The following is a 16,963-nucleotide window of genomic DNA, read 5'->3' on the forward strand; positions in this document are numbered from 1 at the left end:
ACAGTGCTCCGTATCGTTAGCGGAGCAACGTTCCGCTTGCTCATCTTGCCATGGAGGACACCGTCATGCAGTACCGCACCTTGGGCAGGACCGGTGTGCAGGTCAGCACCCTCGCGCTCGGCGCGATGAACTTCGGCGCGATCGGGCGCACCACCCAGGACGAGGCCACCGCGATCGTCGACGCCGCGCTGGCGGGCGGGATCAACGTCATCGACACCGCCGACGCGTACAGCGCCGGGGAATCGGAGAAGATGGTCGGCAAGGCCATCGCGGGCCGCCGCGACGACATCGTGCTGGCCACGAAGGCCGTCCTGCCGATGAGCGACGCGCGCAACCATCAGGGCGCTTCCCGCCGATGGCTGGTGACCGAACTGGACGACAGCCTGCGCCGCCTCGGCGTCGACCACGTCGATCTCTACCAGATCCACCGCTGGGACCCGAAGACCAGCGACGAGGAAACCCTCTCGGCGCTGACCGATCTCCAGCGCGCGGGCAAGATCCGGTACTTCGGTTCGTCGACCTTCCCCGCCTACCGGATCGTGCAGGCCCAGTGGGCCGCCCGCGAACACCACCTGAGCCGGTACGTCACCGAACAGCCGGGCTACTCGATTTTGCAGCGCGGTATCGAAACGCATGTCCTGCCGGTGACCGAGGAATACGGGATGGGTGTGCTGGCGTGGAGCCCGCTGGCGTCCGGCTGGCTGTCCGGCGCGATCCGGGAAGGCCGTGAGATCACCACGAATCGCTCCGCGGTCCTGCCGCAGCGGTTCGACCTGACCCGGCCGGGCAACCGGGCCCGGCTCGAAGCCGTCGAGCGGCTGGCCAAGGTCGCCGACCAGGCGGGACTGAGCCTGATCCAGCTCGCGCTGGGTTTCGTCGTCGCGCATCCGGGCGTGACGAGCGCGATCATCGGCCCGCGCACGCTGGCGCATCTGGAGTCGCAGCTCGCCGCCGCGGACACGGTGCTTCCGGCGGACGTCCTGGACGCGATCGACGAGATCGTCGCCCCGGGCACCGACCTCGCCCCGGAGGAGAAATACGACACCCCGCCCGCGCTGCTCGACGCGTCGCTGCGACGCCGCTGATCTTCAGGCGAGCAGTTTGTCCAATGTGGCGCGGACCCGGTCGAGGTCCTCGCTGTACTTGAGCACCGAACCGAGCGTCCGCGCGCCGGCCGCGGCGTCCAGTTCGGACATTCCCAGCGCGAGGAGCGCCTGAGCCCAGTCGAGGGATTCCGCCACCCCGGGCGGCTTCAACAGCTCCATCCCGCGGAGCCGGTGCACCGCCGCCGCGACCTGTGCCGCGAGTCCTTCGCCGAGGTCCGGGATCTTGCGGCGCAGGATCTCGATCTCGCGGCCGAGGTCCGGGTGTTCGAGCCAGTGGTAGAGGCAACGGCGCTTCAGCGCGTCGTGCACCTCCCGCGTCCGGTTGGAGGTGAGCACCACGAGCGGTGGGTGCTCGGCTCGCACCTCGCCGAACTCGGGGATGGTCACCGCGTTCTCGTCGAGGAGTTGCAGCAGGAGGGCTTCGAACTCGTCGTCGGCGCGGTCGATCTCGTCGACCAGCAGGACACAGGGCGCCGTCTGCAACGCCTTCAGCAGCGGCCGGGAAAGCAGGAAGCGTTCGGTGTACAGGGACTGTTCGGCGGCCTCGACGTCGAGGCCGCCGCCACCGGCCGCTTCGAGCGTCCGCAGATGCAGCAGCTGGCGGGGGAAGTCCCATTCGTACAATGCCTGCGCCGCGTCGATCCCTTCGTGACACTGGAGCCGGATGAGCGGCATGCCGAGCGCTTCGGCCAGTCCCAACGCGAGCGAGGTCTTGCCGGTGCCCGGTTCGCCCTCACAGAACAGCGGGCGGCCGAGCCGCAGCGCGAGGAATCCCGCCGTGGCGATGCCGTCGTCGGCGAGGTAGCCGACCGATACGAGGGCTTCGGCCAGTTTCTCCGGCGATTCGACGGTCACTTCCCGATCGTAAGCCTCGCGGAGCGAGAGATCAGCCTGGAAGATCCTCGCGGCGGTCCACGTCGTGTCCGGTGCCGAGGTCGCCGCATTCGACGAGCCGCAGGTCCGGGCGGCCCTTGAGCCAGTCCCGCGCGCCCTTGTCCCCGGACGCGCCCGCCACGATCTCCGGCCACCAGCGGCGGCCGAGGACGACCGGATGACCGGGGACGCCGTCGTAGGCGGCACGCGCGACGGTGTTCTCGCCTGCCCCGGCCGCGACCCGGCGCACCACTTCGGCGCCGACCCCGGGCAGATCCACGAGATGCACGACGGCGGCTTCGGCGCCGGTCGCTTCCAAGGCCTTCAGTCCCGCGCGCAGGGACGCGCCCATGCCGGACTCCCAGTCTTCAGCCACGACCGCGGACCCGGGTTCGGGCAGCAGCGCGCGGACTTCACCGGCCGAAGCACCCAACACCACCCGGACCGGCGTGCAACCGGCGTCGGCGAGCACCCGCAGCGCCCGGACGACGAACGGCTCGCCGTCGAGGACGGCCAGCGCCTTCGGCCCGCCGAACCTGCGCCCCGCTCCGGCCGCGAGCAGCAGCCCGGCGACCTCAGCCATGCCCTGCCTTCGTGTGCCCGGCCTTGGTCGGTGGCGCCGAGGCCAGATCGGCTTCGATGGCGCGGGCCGTCTCGAGCAGCGACGGCAGTAGTTCGTGCTCGACCGACTCGGGCGTCGTCCGGCTGGCATGGGTGGAGAGGTTGACCGCGGCCACGACCTTGCCCCGCCGGTCCCGGATCGGCGCGGCGATCGAGCGGAGACCCTCTTCGAGTTCTTGGTCGACCATCGCGTAACCCTGCCGGTAGACCTTCTCCAGCTCGGCCTTCAGCTCCTTCTGCCTGGTCAGCGTGCGCGCGGTCAGCTTTTCGAGCTTGGCCGCGTCGAAGTAGCCGTGCAGGTCTTCGCCTTCGAGGTCGGCCAGCAGCACGTGTCCCATCGACGTCGCGTGGGCCGGGAAGCGGGTGCCGACGTTGATGCTGACGGTCATGATCCGCGAGACGGCCACGCGGGCGACGTAGACGATGTCCAGGCCCTCGAGCACGGATACCGAACTCGACTCGTGCACCTCGGCGGACAGCCGTTCGAGGTGCGGCTGGGCGACCTCCGGCAGCGACAGGCTCGACAGGTACGAGTAGCCGAGTTCGAGGACTCGCGCGGTGAGCGAGAAGTACTTGCCGTCCGTGCGCACGTATCCCAGGTCGACGAGGGTGAGCAGGAACCGGCGGGCGGCCGCCCTGGTCAGCCCGGTGGACCGGGCGACGTCGCTCAGCGTGAGTTCCGACGCGTCCGCGTTGAACGCCTTGATCACGGCCAGCCCGCGCTCCAGCGACTGGACATGGTGCGCTCCGCGCTCGGTCACCTCGCCTTCGTCCATAGGAGAACCCTAACCGTCACCCTCTTCCTTGGCGGCAGGCTCACCGAGTTCGGCCAGCACCCGCTGCGCGACGGCGAACGCCGCGTTGGCGGCCGGGGCGCCAGTGTAGACGGCGGTGTGCAGCAGGACTTCGGAGATCTCCTGCGCGGTGAGTCCATTGTGGACCGCTGCCCGGACGTGCATCGCGAGCTCGTCGTGGGCGTGCAGCGCGGTGAGCGCGGCCAGCGTGACGCAGCTGCGGGTCTTGCGGTCGAGCCCGTCGCGCGACCAGACCGAGCCCCAAGCACCCCGGGTGATGTAGTCCTGGAACGGGCGGCTGAACTCGGTGGTGCGGGCCACCGCCCGGTCCACGTGCGCGTCGCCGAGGACTTCGCGGCGCACCCGCATGCCGGTCTCGTAGGTGTCTTCGCTCATCGGACCGCCTCCAGGTGTTCGAGGATCAGCGCGGTGAACCGCTCCGGCTGTTCGAAGCTTCCGAGGTGCGCGGCGCTTTCGACGACCTCGAGCCGCGCGTCCGGGATGCCGCCCGCGATCACCTCGGCGTGCTCGACCGGGGTGGCCGGATCCTCGGCCCCGGCGATCACCAGGGTCCTGGCCACGATCTTGGGCAGATCGCCGACGAGATCCATTTGTTCGATGGCCTGGCAGGACGACGCGTATCCCTCGGCGGGGACGCTCGCGATCATCTCGCGCAGGTACCCGGCCCGCTCGGGGTAGGCGGTGGCGTACCCGGCTGTCACCCAGCGGCCGACCCCGGCCTCGGCCACCGATCCGGTGCCGTTCTCGCGGACCGTCTTCGCCCTGTCCGCCCACATGCTCGGCGGCCCGAGCTTCGCGGACGTGCAGCACAGCACGAGGCTCTCGATCCGGTCCGGCGCGTTCACGCCGAGCCACATCCCGGTCATGCCGCCGAGCGAGAGCCCGACGACGTGGGCGCGTTCGACGCCGTGCTCGTCGAGCAGCGCGAGCAGGTCGCCACCGAGATCGTCGAGCGAGTACGGCCCCGGAGGCACCGGGGACGCGCCGTGCCCGCGGGTGTCATACCGGATCACCCGGAAACCCTTTTCCACCAACGGTTTCATCTGCGGATCCCACATGCGGTGATCGCTGCCGAGCGATCCGCTGAACACCACGACAGGGCCGTCCGTGGGCCCTTCCGCGACGCTGTGCACCGTTACTCGCTCAGACATCGAAGAACACCGTCTCCCCCTCGCCCTGCAAGCGGACGTCGAACCGGTAGCCCTCATCCGTCTTGGTGGCGATCAGCGTGCCCCGGCGGGTCTCCGGGACCGAGGCCAGCACCGGATCCTGGGAATTGTCGTTGTCCTCGAAGTAGATCCGGGTGACGACGCGGTGCAGCAGGCCGCGGGCGAGCACCGAGACGTCGATGTGCGGTGCCTGTGTGCTGCCCGCCGGACCGGGCAGCGAGCCGGGCATGATCGTCCGGATCTCGTAGTCGCCACCCGGATCGGTCGGGCAGCGGCCGAAGCCCCGGAACCCGCTCGCGACCGCTCCGCGCGGGTCGTCGGGGTGGTCGAACCGGCCGTCGGCGTCGGCCTGCCAGGTCTCGATCATCGCGTCCGGGACCGGGTCACCGGCGCCGTCGAGGACCCGGCCGCGGATCCGGATCGCGGCAGGCTCGTCCGCGGGGACGACGTCCGGCCCGTCCGGCCAGGGCAGGCCGATGGACAGGTATGGGCCGACGGTCTGGGAAGGCGTCGTCTCCGGCATCAGTGCTCGTCCTCCTCGTCTTCGAAGACCGACGCCTCGCGGCCACGCACGACGATGTCGAACTGGAAGGCCAGTGCCCATTCGGCTTCGGTGCGGTCCAGGTCGAACCGCGCGATCATCCGCTGCCGCGCCTTCTCGTCCGGGATGGAGTTGAAGATCGGGTCCTGCGAGAACAGCGGGTCTTCCGGGAAGTACATCTGGGTGACCAGCCGCTGGGTGAACGCGCTGCCGAAGACGGAGAAGTGGATGTGCGCCGGCCGCCAGGCGTTGTCGTGGTTCTTCCACGGGTACGCGCCCGGTTTGATGGTGGTGAAGGTGTAGCGCCCGTCGCCGTCGGTCAGCGTCCGGCCCGCGCCGTCGAAGTTGGGGTCGATCGGCGACGGCCAGCGGTCGCCGGTGTGCCGGTAGCGCCCGCCCGCGTTCGCCTGCCAGACCTCCACGAGCGAATCCCGGATCGGCCGCCCGTCACCGTCGAGCAGCCGCCCGGTGACGATGATCCGCTGTCCCTGCGGCTCCCCCTCGTGTCCCTTCGTGAGGTCGTTGTCGAACTCGCCGATCCGGCCCGGTCCCAGTGCGGGTCCGGTGACCTCGGTGAGCAGATGCGGGAGCACAATCAGCGGTTCCTTGGGGTGCCGCAGCGCCGTCGACCGGTAACCGGCGTGGTCGAGCGGCGGATGCGTGCCCTCCGGGTCGCGCCGGTAGCGCGGGAGCCTCAGTTCTGCGGGTGCGGACATACTGTTTCCCTCCAGCGCGGGTCAGTGGGTCACTGGGCTTCGAGGACGACGGCCAGCCCCTGGCCGACGCCGATGCAGATGGCCGCCAGTCCCCACCGGCCGCCGGTGCGGCGCAGGTGGTGGGCCAGGGTGCCGAGGATCCGGCCGCCGGAAGCGCCCAGCGGATGCCCGATCGCGATCGCGCCGCCGTTCACGTTGACGATCTCCGGGTCGAGTTTCGACCAGTCGCGCAGGCAGGCCAGCGACTGCGCGGCGAAGGCCTCGTTCAGTTCGACCGCCGCCAGGTCCTCCCAGCCGATTCCCGCCCGTTCCAGGGCGATCTCGGCCGCGCGGACCGGGCCGATGCCGAAGACGTCGGGCTCGACACCCGCGGCGCCACGACCGGCGATCCGGGCCAGCGGCGCCTTGCCGAGCCGGTTCCCGGCCGCCTCGTCGCCGAGCAGCAACGCGGAGGCGCCGTCGTTGAGCGGTGACGCGTTCGCCGCCGTGACCGTCCCTTGTGGACGGAAGACGGGCTTGAGCTTCGCGAGCTTTTCCGGGCTGGAGTCCGGCCTGATGCCTTCGTCCCGCTTGAGTTCGACGCCCTCGACGGGGACGACGTGGTCGTCGTAGAACCCTTCGTCCCAGGCGCGGGCGGCGTTGACGTGACTGCGGACGGCGAACGCGTCCTGCTCGTCGCGGCCGATGCCGTAGCGCTCGGCGAGCAGCTCGGTGGACTCGCCGAGGGAGACCGTCCACCGCTCGGGCATCGCCGGGTTGACCATGCGCCAGCCCAGGGCGGTGGAGTACAGGGTCTGGTTGCCCGCGGGAAAGGCCTTCTCCGGCTTCTGCATGACCAGCGGCGAACGGCTCATCGACTCGACCCCGCCCGCGACGGCGAGCGAGGCGTCACCGACCTGGACCGACCGGCTCGCCTGCATGACGGCGTCGAGACCGGAGCCGCACAGCCGGTTGACCGTGGCGCCCGGCACCGTCGTCGGCCAGCCCGCCAGCAGCGCCGCCATCCGCGCGACGTTGCGGTTGTCCTCGCCCGCGCCGTTGGCGTCGCCGAGCACGACCTCGTCCACGGTCGCCGGGTCGAGGTCGTTGCGCTCGGCCAGGGCCCGCAGCACGGTGGCGGCGAGGTCGTCGGGGCGGACCCCGGACAGCGCGCCGCCGTACTTGCCGAACGGGGTACGGATGGCGTCGAACAGGAAGACGTCGGTCATGCGCTCGCCCTTTTGAGGTCTCGGAGGATGCGGAGTTCTGCCTCGGTCGGCTCCGGGGTGGTTCCCAGGTCGCCTGCCACCTTCAGTTTCCACCCGGTCGCCTCGACGACCTGATCGACGTCGATCCCGGGGTGCAGCTCGGTGAGCGTGAGCTCGGCGGTCCCGGGGTCGGGCCGCATCAGGCCGAGGTCGGTGACCACCAGCGTCGGCCCGGCGCCGGGGAGGCCGAGCCGCTCGCGGTCGCCCTTGCCGGTGCCGTGCCCGAACGAGGTCACGAAGTCGACCTTCTCGACGAAAGTGCGGGTGCTCTGCCGCAGCACCACGAACACCTCGCGGCAGGACGCGGCGATCTCCGGCGCGCCGCCCGCCCCGGGGAGGCGCACCTTGGGATTCGCGTAGTCCGGGCCGATCACGGTGGTGTTGATGTTGCCGAACTTGTCCAGCTGGGCGGCGCCGAGGAAGCCGACGTCGATCCGGCCCGGCTGGAGCCAGTAGTTGAAGACCTCGGGGACGCTGACCACGGCGTCCGCGGTGTCGGCGAGTTCGCCGTCGCCGATGGACAGCGGGAGCCGGGTCGGTTTGGCGCCGAGGCAGCCGGATTCGTAGATCAGCGTGAGGTTCGGCGCGTGCCCGCGGCGGGCCAGGTTGGCGGCCGTGCTGGGCAGGCCGATGCCCACGAAGCAGGACATCCCGTCGCCGAGCGCGCGAGCCGCGGCGACGCTCATCATCTCGTCGGAGGTGTACTCGGTCATGCCTTCACTCCCGTCAGCTCGTCGAGCCAGCGGGTGAAGCTCTCCCTGTCCCGGCCGATCGCGTCCCATGCCTGGTAGGCGTCGTTGTCCCGCTCGTAGTACCCCGCCGCGTACGACGGCTTCGCGCCGCCGGGCACCTCGGCGACGGCGGTGACCGCCCACGAGGGCAGCACGATCGCGCCTGGCCGGGGCTCCAGTACGTCCACGACCTCCTCGACGGTGACCAGCGACCGTTTCGCCGCCAGCACCGCCTCCTTCTGCACACCCGTGATGCCCTGGATCTGGACGTTGCCGTCCCGGTCGGCGCGCTGGGCGTGCACGATCGTCACGTCCGGGTTGAGGGCGGGGACGGCGGCGAGCCGCTCACCGGTGAACGGGCAGGTGATGGGCTTGATCGTGTCCGTGTGCGCGGGCAGATCGGTGCCGGTGTAGCCACGCAGGACGGCGAAAGGCAGACCCGAGGCGCCGGCGACGTACCGATTCGCCATGCCCGCGTGGCTGTGTTCCTCTATCTCCAGTGGCACCGGCCACGAATGCTGGACCGCGTCCCGGAACCGGTGCAGCGAGCCGACACCGGGATTGCCGCCCCACGAGAAGATCAGCTTGCTCGCGCAGCCGGCGCCGATGAGCTGGTCGTAGACGATGTCCGGGGTCATGCGGACCAGCGTCAGGCCGGTGCGGCGCTGGCGGATGATCTCGTGACCGGCGGCCACCGGGATGAGGTGCGTGAAACCCTCGAGCGCGACAGTGTCCCCGTCGCGCACAAGTCGCGCCACGGCCTCCTTCAACGACAGCAGCTCCGCCATTCACACTCCCCGGCTTGACAATACGGCTTGTTCGCATCGCGCACACATGTTCTGCATATGAACATAGCACAAGAGCTCCGGTTTCGTGCGTTGCGTTTCGGGCTGGACGAAGGGGACTTTCGCCGCATCGCACGCGGGGAAAGCTCCCTTCGCGTCACGTCCGCCGAGTTCCGGCGCCACGGGCCGCGCCGCGGAATGTCCCAAAGGAGGCCTTCGGGGCATGACGTCGAGCCACCGATCCCGGGTGCGCCGAATGTGGCATTGGGGACACTCAACGTCCCCAATGCCACATTCGGCGCACACCTCAACGGCACGCCACGTTGCCCCACTCTTCAATACGTCACCGGCGTGATCGGGCTCAGCTGATCCCGCTGCCGGGCGGGAACATTCGCTGGAATCCCCTGCTCGCGGAGCTTTTCCGCGCTTACGACGATCCCGGGGCACCCGAGGGTGACGACTCCCCCGCACAGGGGAAGCGCCTCCCTCATAGCGGGGATTCTCGCGTTTGGGATACCAATCGCCGCACACTAGGCTGAAGCGGTGACCTCGACGATCGCGGTGACCCGGTGGATTCCCGACGAAGCGCTCAAAGTGCTCGCCGAAGCCGGGGAGGTGAAGCTGTCGCGCGCCGACCGGCCGCTGACGCCGGACGAACTGCGCGAGTTCGTCCGTGGCGCGTCCGCGATCGTCGGCATGCTGCACGACCGGATCGACGGCGCGGTCGCCGACGCGGCTGGCCCGGAGCTGAAGGTCGTGGCGAACGTGGCCGTCGGCCACGACAACATCGACGTCCCGGCGCTGGCCGGCCGCGGGGTCACCGTGACCAACACCCCGGGCGTGCTCACCGACGCCACCGCGGATCTGGCGTTCGGACTGATCCTCGCGGTCACGCGGCGGCTCGGCGAGGGCGAACGGCTGATCCGCTCGCGCACCCCGTGGTCGTTCCACCTGGGTTTCCTGCTGGGCTCGTCGCTGCAGGACAAGACGCTCGGGATCGTCGGGCTCGGCCAGATCGGGCAGGCGGTCGCGCGGCGGGCGCTCGGGTTCGGCATGCGGATCGTCTACTCGGGACGATCGCGGGCCGCCGAAGACGTCGAGAAGGCCTTGGGCGCCGAGTACGTGCCCTTCGAAGAACTGCTGGCGCGCTCCGACGTCGTTTCCCTGCACTGCCCCCTGACGCCCGAGACCAGGCACCTCGTCGACGCGGACGCGCTGAGGTCGATGAAACCGGGCGCCTGCCTGATCAACACCACGCGCGGTCCCGTCGTCCACGAGGCGGCGCTGGCGGACGCGCTCGAAGCCGGGGAAATCGCCGGAGCGGGCCTCGACGTGTTCGAGGCCGAACCCGAGGTCGAACCGCGTCTCCTGGATCGCGAAAACGTCGTCTTGACGCCGCATCTCGGATCGGCGACGGTCGAAACCCGTACTGCCATGGCCGTGCTCGCGGCCGAGAACGTCGCGTCGGTGCTCACCGGCGGAAACCCGTTGACGGAGGTTCGTCCATGACTCGTGTGGTCATCGCGCCCGACAAGTTCAAGGGAAGCTTGACCGCGGTCGAGGCCGCGGCGGCGATCGCCCACGGCGTCCGCGACGCGCTGCCCGAGGCCGAGGTTTCCTCCTGCCCGGTCGCCGACGGCGGCGAGGGAACGCTGGACGTCCTCGTCGCGGCGGGCGGGCGGCTCGTGGAGCTCCCGGTCCGCGGCCCGCTCGACGACTCCGTCGACGCGAGCTACGTGACGCTGGACGGGACGGCCTACATCGAATCGGCCCGCGCGTGCGGGATCGAGTTCGTCGAGCCGAGCCCGGAGGTGGCGCTCGCCGCGCACACCTGGGGCGTCGGCGAGCTCCTCGCGCACGCGCTCGACAACGGCGCGCGACGGCTGGTGCTGACCGTCGGCGGGACCGCGAGCACCGACGGCGGCGCCGGGATGCTGGCGGCGCTGGGCGCCGGGGTGTTCGACGCGTTCGGCGCGCCGGTCGGGCTCGGCGGTGGCACCCTCGGCCGGGTCGCTTCGGCAGAACTCGGCCCGGTGCGGGAAAGGCTCGGCTCCGTCGAGGTCGCCGTCGCGACCGACGTGACGAACCCGCTGCTCGGACCTCGTGGCGCGGCCGCGATCTTCGGCCCGCAGAAGGGCGCGGGCCCGCGTGAGGTCGAGCAGCTGGACGAATCCCTGTCCCGGTGGGCACAGGCGTTGCGCAACGCCGGGACGCCCGACGTGTCCGACCTTCCCGGAGCGGGCGCGGGCGGCGGGGTCGCGGCAGGCGCGATCGCCGGACTCGGCGCGACGGTCGAATCCGGTTTCCAGCTCATCGCCGGGCTCACCGGCGTCGCCGGCGCCATCGAACGCGCCGACCTCGTCATCACCGGCGAGGGCTCACTGGACGAGCAGAGTCTCGACGGCAAGGCTCCGGCGGGCATCGCGGCCCGCGCGCGGGAACACGCGGTTCCGCTGATGGTGCTGGCCGGGCGGATCCAGCTGGACGAGAGCCAGCTCGCCGGCCTCGGGGTCGTGGGCAGCGCCGCCCTCATCGACCACGCGCCTTCGCTCGACCACGCGCGTGCGCACGCGGCGACGCTCTTGCGCGAACGGGCCGGCGAGCTGGTCCGTGCCTGGGCCCGGACTTAAAGCCTGAACCCGCCGGGCTCAGCTGCCAGGCTGGGGCTGAGCCTGCGGGAGTACGGCGAAGGCGACTTCACCGGTCTCGTCCTGCTGGACGTCGAGGACCTTGTCGTCGAGCAACGCGGCCGCCTCGGGCTCCAAGAAAACCTTCGGGCCGCCGTCGGCGCCGAGGACCTTGTCGCCGCTTTCGGGCTCGGGGGCGACGGAAACCGCGAGCTGGGGACTGTCCCCCTGCTGGGAATGCATCGCGAACCGCAGCCCGCCTCCGTCCTGCCCGTTTTCCTGCCCGGTCAGTGCGGTGATCGCCTCGGCGGCGGCTTCGGTGACTGTAAGCATCTCTGCCCTTCCTTCGTCGCGGTCTTGCACTTGACCGACCACGCTAGGGGGTCCCGGCACGGCCCGCCGTCTGAGTGAAGATCATTTTTCGCCGGCGTCCGGCACCCCGGGGTCCACTGTTTCCGGCTCGGCCGCTCCCTCCTCATCGGGCGTTGGCCGGGACGTGCTGTACTCGACCCGGTCCCGGTGGCGTACCCGACGTCTTCGCAGGCCAAACGGCGGTGCTGTCGCCAGGATCACAGTCTCTCAGCAGGTTCATTAGCTTCACAAATTTGTGAAACAAGGAGTAGCGTCGTCGGTATGACCACCACCAGGTGGGCGCCAGGGCACCGGATCATCCGGCGCGCGCCGGAGCGGCACCACGAACTCGGCCACCACGCCGCTTGGTACGTCGTCGCCGGTGTCGCCGCCACCGGGCTGCAAGCGGTGCTGTTCCTCGTCCTGCAGCCGGTCCTCGGCGCGCAGCCCGCCAATCTGGTCGCGATCGCCGTCACGACGGTCGGGAACACCGAGTTCCACCGTCGGGTCACCTTCGCCACCCGAAAGAGCAACGCGGGCAAGCGGCACTTCCAGGACCTCGCGACCTTCGCCTTCTACGCCGCGTACGGCTCGATCGTGCTCGCGTCCCTCGACGCGGTGATCACCGAGCCGACCGCGCTGGAGCAGACCGGCGCCCTGCTCGCGGCGAGCGTCGTGGGCGGCATCGCGCGCTTCGCGGTTCTTCGCTGGTGGGTCTTCGCGCGCCGGAACGCCTAGTGTTCGACGCGTGCCTGAGATCAACGGACCGCATGAAGGCGGTTCGGAACCCGATTACCGCTTCACCCTCGCCAACGAACGGACCTTCCTCGCCTGGCTCCGGACGGCGCTGGGGCTGCTCGCCGGCGGCGTCGCCGTCCATCAGCTGGTTCCCGACCCGAGCGCGCTGAGCACGGTCCTCGCGGGGCTGTGCGTCGTCCTGGCCGCCGTGCTCGCGGCGAGCGCGTATCCGCGCTGGCGGCAGGTGCAGACCGCGATGCGCGCGGGACGGCCGCTGCCCAAGAGCGGGATGCTGATCCTGCTGACGGCCGGGATCCTCGTGATCACCCTTACGGCCGCGGCCTTGGTGGTCTTCTCTTGAGTACGGGTGATCACGGAGCGCAAGCGGAACGGACCGGGCTGGCGTGGCGCCGGACCGCGCTCGCGGCTACTGCCTGCACACTCCTGCTCCTGCACACGGCCGCCCGGCGGGGCTGGGGGACGACGGTCATCCCGGTCGCGTTCGCGGGCGCCATGGTGATCACCTTGGTCGCCGTCGGCTCGTTCCGTGAACGAGCACTGCGCAGGCCCGGAACTCCGAAACCGCTTAACCCGATCCTTGCTGTCACAACGGCGGCACTCGTCGTAGCGACCGCGGTCTCCTTGGTCGCGGTACGCTAAGTACCACGCACTGACCGCGATCCCGAGGGCCTTTTTCGCGACACAGAGTCTCGGTTGTATTAAGCCGACTGCGTCTAATGGGCTATCTCTAGTTGAAATCTTTACTGCCGTCCGATCGACGCCTACGATTACGCTGCGTCGCAACGGCGGCAGGTAGAGCTGATCTTCTGGAGCACCTGCCGCCTTCAATCGTTACGGAGTGTTGGCCCCTCGACAACGAACGTCGCAGGGTCGGCCGGGGAGGACGACCATGCAAGCAACCACCAGCGCGTCCAGAACCGTCACCCCCGATGCGGTCCCCGGATACACGACTCCGGAGAACCTGCCTCGACCGGGCGGACGGCTGACCAAGGAGGATCTCGACCCCCTCGTAAGGGACGCGGGCGACGGGAATCCCGCCGCGATCCAGTCCCTGCTGCGGATGATCGGCCCCGTCGTGGTCCGGTACTGCCGCGCCAGAATGGGTGGCCGCGACCTGTCCTACCTGTCGGCGGACGACGTCGCGCAGGAAGTGTGCATGGCGGTACTGAAGGCGCTGCCCGGCTACCAGGATCGCGGCGGCTCGTTCCTGTATCTCGTGCACGCCATCGCCGCCAACAAGGTCGCCGACGCCTACCGCGCGGTCTCCCGTGACCGGTCGGAACCGGTACCGGAACTGCCGGAACGGCCCATCGCCGACAACGAACCCGAAACGCACGCCCTGCACCTGGACCTCGGTGCCCGGCTCAACCGCCTGCTCTCCACCCTGCCGCGGGTGCAGCAGGAGATCCTCGCCCTCCGCATCGCCGTCGGCCTTTCCGCCGCCGAGACCGCCGAGGCCCTCGGGATCTCCGCCGGCAACGTGCGCGTGACGCAGCACCGCGCACTGGCCCGCCTGCGGACGATGGTCAAGCAGGACGAGTTCTGACTCCTTTCCCCCCTGCCGCAGGTCATTGATCGGCGGTTCACAGGCGCCCGGACCCCGCGCCGTCCACTTTCTTCCTCGAACCGGCTTCCGGCCGGTTCTTTTTCATGCCAGGCAGTAGGCCCGTCGGGCGGTGCCGTCGAAGAACTCCAGCCGTTCGGCGTCGCTCAACGAGCCCGTCAGCGAGAAGGCCGTGTCCACGACGACTTCGTAGGCGGCCGCGAGTTCGCAGACCGGCCAGTCCGAGCCGAACATCAGCCGCGAAGCCCCGAAGGACTCCAGCACGTGCTCGGCCCAGCGCCCCAGCTGCCCGACCTTCCACCGCGCCCAGTCCGCCTCGGTCACCAGCCCCGAAAGCTTGCAGTACACGTTGTCCAGCTCGCCCAACGCGGCGACGCCGTCCGCCCACGGCTGCCATTCCCCCGAGGCGATCGGCGGTTTCGCGGCGTGGTCGAGCACGAAGACCTGCTCCGGCAACGCTTTCGCGGCGGCGAGAGCCGCGGGAAGCTGGGGTGGCTTCACCAGCAGGTCGTACGCCAGCCCGGCCTCCCCGAGCGCGGCGAGACTGCGCAGGACGTCGGGCCGCGTCAGCCACGACGGGTCCGGTTCGTTCTCCACCTGGTGCCGGATTCCCACCAGCGGCCCGGAAAACGCCGCCACTCGCTCGGCGACGCCGGGGGCCGTGAGGTCGATCCAGCCGACGACGCCCGCGATCAGGGGTTCGGCGACAGCGGCGGCGAGGAATTCGCGCGTCTCCTCCTCCGACGAGACCGTCTGCACCAGCACGGTCCCCTTCACCCCGGCCGCCTCGGTCACCGCGCGGAGATCGTCCACTGTGTACGGACGACGGATCGGGTCCAGCGCCTCGCCGGTCATCCACGGATAGTCCCGGCTCGCGGGATCCCAGAGATGGTGGTGCGCGTCGATCAAGGCCGTTCCTCCTGTCGCAGCACGGTGTCCTCACGCAACAGTCCCGCACGGATCAGGTCCGTCCACAACTCGCGCGGCACCGGGCGCCGGAAGCGTTCGGCGTTGAGCCGGACCTGACCGGGATCGTGCGCGCCGACGACGACGGACACCACCGCCGGATGCGCGGCGGGCAACGCCAGAGCGGCCTGCGGGAGTTCGACGCCGTGCCGTTCGCAGACCTCGGCGATCCGCTGTGCCCGCTCGACCAGCTCGGCCGGCGCCTCGGCGTAGTCGTACATCGTGCCCGGCGACGCGGTCGCGAGGATCCCGGCGTTGAACGCGCCCCCGGCGACCACGTCCACGCCGCGTTCCGCGCACAGCGGGAGAAGATCGTCGAGCGCCGGCTGGTTCAGCAGGGTGTACCGGCCCGCCAGCAGGATCACGTCGAGATCGAACCGGCGGACGAACTCCGCGAGCATCGGCGCCTGGTTCATCCCCGCCCCGATGGCGTCGACGACACCCTGCTCCCGCAGTTCGAGCAGCGCGGGGAACGCACCGTTGACGGTGTCCTCGAAATGCCGGTCCGGGTCGTGCACGTAGACGACGTCCACCCGGTCGAGCCCGAGGCGTTCCAGACTGTCCTCAAGCGACCGGAGGATGCCGTCACGGCTGAAATCCCAGCGTCTCTTGTACGCCGCCGGCACGACGAAACCCTGCGAATCGGTGCGCGAAGCACCGCCAGGGTCGGGTTCCAGCACGCGACCGACCTTGGTCGACACCACGAAATCCGCGCGGGGATACGCCGAAAGCGCCGCTCCCAGCCGTCGTTCCGACAGCCCGAGCCCGTAGTGCGGGGCGGTGTCGAAGTACCGGATCCCTTCGTCCCACGCCTGCCGGACGGTCGCCTCGGCCGTCTCGCCGGTGATGGCGTGGTACAGGTTGCCCAGCTGCGCGCAGCCGAGCCCCAGTGGGGACAGGGACATCTTCACGGAAGCTCCCAAACCAGGCCGAGACCCGAATCGCCGCCCGAGTAGTCGTCTTCGACGTCGAGCAGTTCCGACATCCGTGCCTGCCACGGGATGTTGGCCGGATGATCGCGCAGGACCGCGCGCATCTTCGCGTAGTCCTCCACCTCGACGACGTGGAACAGGTCGAGACCGTCACGCCAGATCCGCCACGAACGCACGCCCGCGTCGCGCAGGGCTTCGTCCAGCTCAGGCGGGATGACGGCGTGGACCGACTCGTATTCGGCCTCCTTGCCCGGCTTCAACCGGGTGTGGAGTGCCACTCTTTGTAGTGCGACACCGTGGGTCACCGCGCCTCCTCAACTCGAAACATGGCACTCTGTCAACTGACACTCAAACATCCGAGGTCTTCGGGGAGGGCGGTGGAACATGCCGGTCACCGATGTCGCGATCGACAAGATCAAGGACATGATCATCTCCGGCGAGCTTGCTCCTGGCGACAGGCTGCCGAAAGAGGCCGAACTGGCCCAGCGGCTCGGCCTGTCCCGCAGCTCGCTGCGCGAAGCGGTGAAGGCGCTGTGCCTGATCCGCGTGCTCGACGTCCGCCAGGGCGACGGAACGTACGTCACCAGCCTCGAACCGAATCTCCTCCTCGACGCGATGACGTTCGTGGTGGACTTCCACCGCGACGACACCGTGCTGGATTTCCTCGCCGTACGCCGGATCCTCGAACCGGCGGCGACGGCGATGGCCGCGATGCACATGGGCGACGAGGACATCGCGGAACTAGGCCGCCTGCTCGACGAACTGGCCGACTCGCCGACGGTGGAGGCACTGGTCGCCAACGACCTGCAGTTCCACCGCAAGATCGCCGACGGCTCCGGGAATCCGGTGCTGTGCTCGCTGCTGGACAGCCTGTCCGGCCCCACCGCGCGCGCCCGCATCTGGCGCGGGCTCACCCAGGAGGGCGCGGTCGCGAAGACCCGCGAGCAGCACACGGCGATCTACGAAGCCATCGCCGCCCGCGAGCCCGAACTCGCGCGTTCGTGGGCCACCGTGCACGTGGCGGGGGTGGAGCAATGGCTCCGCAACGCCCTCGGCACCGCCGACGATCCCACTTCGGCAGCCGAAGCTTCCTGACACTGAATCCTCCTCTGGACGTCCCGTGAAGGCCCCCTTCCCTCGGCTCAGCCGAGGGAAGGGGG

The 16,963-nt window shown here is 70.0% G+C and carries 22 protein-coding genes; 8 read left to right on the plus strand and 14 right to left on the minus strand.

Annotated features, from left to right (window positions below; all coding sequences use genetic code 11):
• Positions 1 to 65: 65 nt before the first annotated feature.
• Positions 66 to 1,085, plus strand: a complete 1,020-nt coding sequence (locus B0293_RS28250; RefSeq protein WP_005153364.1) for an aldo/keto reductase — start codon at positions 66 to 68, stop codon at positions 1,083 to 1,085.
• A 3-nt stretch (positions 1,086 to 1,088) separates the two neighbouring features.
• Here B0293_RS28250 and B0293_RS28255 read toward each other — a convergent pair whose 3' ends face one another.
• Genes B0293_RS28255 through B0293_RS28300 form a run of 10 tightly spaced genes read right to left on the minus strand, consistent with a single transcriptional unit; the run spans position 1,089 to position 8,607 of the window.
• Positions 1,089 to 1,961, minus strand: coding sequence for an AAA family ATPase (locus B0293_RS28255; protein ID WP_005153362.1), 873 nt, complete (start codon positions 1,959 to 1,961; stop codon positions 1,089 to 1,091).
• 31 nt (positions 1,962 to 1,992) lie between these two features.
• Entirely contained in the window at positions 1,993 to 2,562 is a 570-nt protein-coding gene (locus tag B0293_RS28260) for a nucleotidyltransferase family protein (RefSeq protein WP_005153359.1), read from the minus strand.
• Positions 2,555 to 3,376: an IclR family transcriptional regulator domain-containing protein gene (locus B0293_RS28265; protein ID WP_005153356.1), complete on the minus strand. Its 822-nt coding sequence runs from the start codon at positions 3,374 to 3,376 to the stop codon at positions 2,555 to 2,557. Before B0293_RS28265 ends, B0293_RS28260 begins: the two co-directional genes overlap by 8 nt.
• Before the next feature lie 9 nt (positions 3,377 to 3,385).
• The gene (pcaC, locus tag B0293_RS28270) at positions 3,386 to 3,790 is read right to left on the minus strand and encodes a 4-carboxymuconolactone decarboxylase (protein WP_005153343.1); all 405 of its coding nucleotides are present in this window, start codon (positions 3,788 to 3,790) and stop codon (positions 3,386 to 3,388) included.
• Positions 3,787 to 4,566 carry a 3-oxoadipate enol-lactonase gene (gene pcaD, locus B0293_RS28275; protein WP_039916286.1) on the minus strand — a complete coding sequence of 260 codons (780 nt, stop codon included), beginning with the start codon at positions 4,564 to 4,566 and terminating at the stop codon, positions 3,787 to 3,789. Before pcaD ends, pcaC begins: the two co-directional genes overlap by 4 nt.
• Entirely contained in the window at positions 4,559 to 5,107 is a 549-nt protein-coding gene (gene pcaG, locus B0293_RS28280) for a protocatechuate 3,4-dioxygenase subunit alpha (protein WP_005153337.1), read from the minus strand. Before pcaG ends, pcaD begins: the two co-directional genes overlap by 8 nt.
• Positions 5,107 to 5,841: a protocatechuate 3,4-dioxygenase subunit beta gene (pcaH, locus tag B0293_RS28285; RefSeq protein ID WP_005153335.1), complete on the minus strand. Its 735-nt coding sequence runs from the start codon at positions 5,839 to 5,841 to the stop codon at positions 5,107 to 5,109. Before pcaH ends, pcaG begins: the two co-directional genes overlap by 1 nt.
• A gap of 29 nt (positions 5,842 to 5,870) precedes the next feature.
• Complete coding sequence (locus tag B0293_RS28290) at positions 5,871 to 7,049, minus strand: thiolase family protein (RefSeq protein ID WP_005153332.1); 1,179 nt, start codon at positions 7,047 to 7,049, stop codon at positions 5,871 to 5,873.
• A complete protein-coding gene (locus tag B0293_RS28295; RefSeq protein WP_005153331.1) occupies positions 7,046 to 7,801 on the minus strand; it encodes a CoA-transferase subunit beta in 756 nt (251 codons plus the stop codon). The genes B0293_RS28290 and B0293_RS28295 overlap by 4 nt, the downstream gene beginning before the upstream one ends.
• A complete protein-coding gene (locus B0293_RS28300; RefSeq protein ID WP_005153329.1) occupies positions 7,798 to 8,607 on the minus strand; it encodes a CoA transferase subunit A in 810 nt (269 codons plus the stop codon). The genes B0293_RS28295 and B0293_RS28300 overlap by 4 nt, the downstream gene beginning before the upstream one ends.
• Positions 8,608 to 9,147: 540 nt before the next feature.
• Here B0293_RS28300 and B0293_RS28305 point away from each other — a divergent pair.
• Together B0293_RS28305 and B0293_RS28310 are read left to right on the plus strand one after the other, a co-directional pair.
• The gene (locus B0293_RS28305; protein WP_005153327.1) at positions 9,148 to 10,113 is read left to right on the plus strand and encodes a 2-hydroxyacid dehydrogenase; all 966 of its coding nucleotides are present in this window, start codon (positions 9,148 to 9,150) and stop codon (positions 10,111 to 10,113) included.
• Positions 10,110 to 11,234: a glycerate kinase gene (locus tag B0293_RS28310; RefSeq protein ID WP_005153326.1), complete on the plus strand. Its 1,125-nt coding sequence runs from the start codon at positions 10,110 to 10,112 to the stop codon at positions 11,232 to 11,234. Before B0293_RS28305 ends, B0293_RS28310 begins: the two co-directional genes overlap by 4 nt.
• Before the next feature lie 18 nt (positions 11,235 to 11,252).
• On the opposite strand, the gene B0293_RS28315 is transcribed toward B0293_RS28310, so the two are convergent.
• Positions 11,253 to 11,564: a hypothetical protein gene (locus B0293_RS28315; protein ID WP_005153325.1), complete on the minus strand. Its 312-nt coding sequence runs from the start codon at positions 11,562 to 11,564 to the stop codon at positions 11,253 to 11,255.
• A gap of 300 nt (positions 11,565 to 11,864) precedes the next feature.
• Here B0293_RS28315 and B0293_RS28320 point away from each other — a divergent pair, with 300 nt between their 5' ends.
• The 4 genes from B0293_RS28320 to shbA all read left to right on the plus strand — a co-directional run bounded on the left by B0293_RS28320 (position 11,865) and on the right by shbA (position 13,887).
• Positions 11,865 to 12,320: a GtrA family protein gene (locus tag B0293_RS28320; RefSeq protein ID WP_005153324.1), complete on the plus strand. Its 456-nt coding sequence runs from the start codon at positions 11,865 to 11,867 to the stop codon at positions 12,318 to 12,320.
• 10 nt (positions 12,321 to 12,330) lie between these two features.
• Positions 12,331 to 12,681, plus strand: coding sequence for a YidH family protein (locus tag B0293_RS28325; protein WP_005153323.1), 351 nt, complete (start codon positions 12,331 to 12,333; stop codon positions 12,679 to 12,681).
• Positions 12,678 to 12,980 (plus strand): DUF202 domain-containing protein, encoded by a 303-nt coding sequence (locus B0293_RS28330; RefSeq protein ID WP_005153322.1) that lies wholly within the window; start codon positions 12,678 to 12,680, stop codon positions 12,978 to 12,980. Before B0293_RS28325 ends, B0293_RS28330 begins: the two co-directional genes overlap by 4 nt.
• Positions 12,981 to 13,230: 250 nt before the next feature.
• Positions 13,231 to 13,887, plus strand: coding sequence for an RNA polymerase sigma factor ShbA (gene shbA, locus B0293_RS28335; RefSeq protein ID WP_005153321.1), 657 nt, complete (start codon positions 13,231 to 13,233; stop codon positions 13,885 to 13,887).
• A 102-nt stretch (positions 13,888 to 13,989) separates the two neighbouring features.
• Here shbA and B0293_RS28340 read toward each other — a convergent pair whose 3' ends face one another.
• Genes B0293_RS28340 through B0293_RS28350 form a run of 3 tightly spaced genes read right to left on the minus strand, consistent with a single transcriptional unit; the run spans position 13,990 to position 16,081 of the window.
• The gene (locus B0293_RS28340; protein WP_005153320.1) at positions 13,990 to 14,814 is read right to left on the minus strand and encodes an amidohydrolase family protein; all 825 of its coding nucleotides are present in this window, start codon (positions 14,812 to 14,814) and stop codon (positions 13,990 to 13,992) included.
• A complete protein-coding gene (locus B0293_RS28345; RefSeq protein WP_005153314.1) occupies positions 14,811 to 15,782 on the minus strand; it encodes an aldo/keto reductase in 972 nt (323 codons plus the stop codon). The genes B0293_RS28340 and B0293_RS28345 overlap by 4 nt, the downstream gene beginning before the upstream one ends.
• On the minus strand, positions 15,779 to 16,081 hold the full coding sequence (locus B0293_RS28350; protein WP_039916285.1) for an L-rhamnose mutarotase: 303 nt from the start codon (positions 16,079 to 16,081) through the stop codon (positions 15,779 to 15,781). The genes B0293_RS28345 and B0293_RS28350 overlap by 4 nt, the downstream gene beginning before the upstream one ends.
• 106 nt (positions 16,082 to 16,187) lie before the next feature.
• Between B0293_RS28350 and B0293_RS28355 the strand changes: the two genes are divergently transcribed.
• Positions 16,188 to 16,898: a FadR/GntR family transcriptional regulator gene (locus tag B0293_RS28355; protein WP_005153305.1), complete on the plus strand. Its 711-nt coding sequence runs from the start codon at positions 16,188 to 16,190 to the stop codon at positions 16,896 to 16,898.
• Positions 16,899 to 16,963: the final 65 nt, after the last annotated feature.

The sequence above is a fragment of the Amycolatopsis azurea DSM 43854 genome (assembly GCF_001995215.1).
Classification (GTDB): domain Bacteria; phylum Actinomycetota; class Actinomycetes; order Mycobacteriales; family Pseudonocardiaceae; genus Amycolatopsis; species Amycolatopsis azurea.

Bases quoted from the DNA above. Each gene is read 5' to 3' on its own strand.
- B0293_RS28250 (WP_005153364.1), top strand. From the start codon at position 66: ATGCAGTACCGCACCTTGGGCAGGACCGGTGTGCAGGTCAGCACCCTC.
- B0293_RS28260 (WP_005153359.1), bottom strand. From the start codon at position 2,562: ATGGCTGAGGTCGCCGGGCTGCTGCTCGCGGCCGGAGCGGGGCGCAGG.
- B0293_RS28265 (WP_005153356.1), bottom strand. From the start codon at position 3,376: ATGGACGAAGGCGAGGTGACCGAGCGCGGAGCGCACCATGTCCAGTCG.
- pcaC (WP_005153343.1), bottom strand. From the start codon at position 3,790: ATGAGCGAAGACACCTACGAGACCGGCATGCGGGTGCGCCGCGAAGTC.
- pcaD (WP_039916286.1), bottom strand. From the start codon at position 4,566: ATGTCTGAGCGAGTAACGGTGCACAGCGTCGCGGAAGGGCCCACGGAC.
- pcaG (WP_005153337.1), bottom strand. From the start codon at position 5,107: ATGCCGGAGACGACGCCTTCCCAGACCGTCGGCCCATACCTGTCCATC.
- pcaH (WP_005153335.1), bottom strand. From the start codon at position 5,841: ATGTCCGCACCCGCAGAACTGAGGCTCCCGCGCTACCGGCGCGACCCG.
- B0293_RS28290 (WP_005153332.1), bottom strand. From the start codon at position 7,049: ATGACCGACGTCTTCCTGTTCGACGCCATCCGTACCCCGTTCGGCAAG.
- B0293_RS28295 (WP_005153331.1), bottom strand. From the start codon at position 7,801: ATGACCGAGTACACCTCCGACGAGATGATGAGCGTCGCCGCGGCTCGC.
- B0293_RS28300 (WP_005153329.1), bottom strand. From the start codon at position 8,607: ATGGCGGAGCTGCTGTCGTTGAAGGAGGCCGTGGCGCGACTTGTGCGC.
- B0293_RS28310 (WP_005153326.1), top strand. From the start codon at position 10,110: ATGACTCGTGTGGTCATCGCGCCCGACAAGTTCAAGGGAAGCTTGACC.
- B0293_RS28315 (WP_005153325.1), bottom strand. From the start codon at position 11,564: ATGCTTACAGTCACCGAAGCCGCCGCCGAGGCGATCACCGCACTGACC.
- B0293_RS28320 (WP_005153324.1), top strand. From the start codon at position 11,865: ATGACCACCACCAGGTGGGCGCCAGGGCACCGGATCATCCGGCGCGCG.
- shbA (WP_005153321.1), top strand. From the start codon at position 13,231: ATGCAAGCAACCACCAGCGCGTCCAGAACCGTCACCCCCGATGCGGTC.
- B0293_RS28355 (WP_005153305.1), top strand. From the start codon at position 16,188: ATGCCGGTCACCGATGTCGCGATCGACAAGATCAAGGACATGATCATC.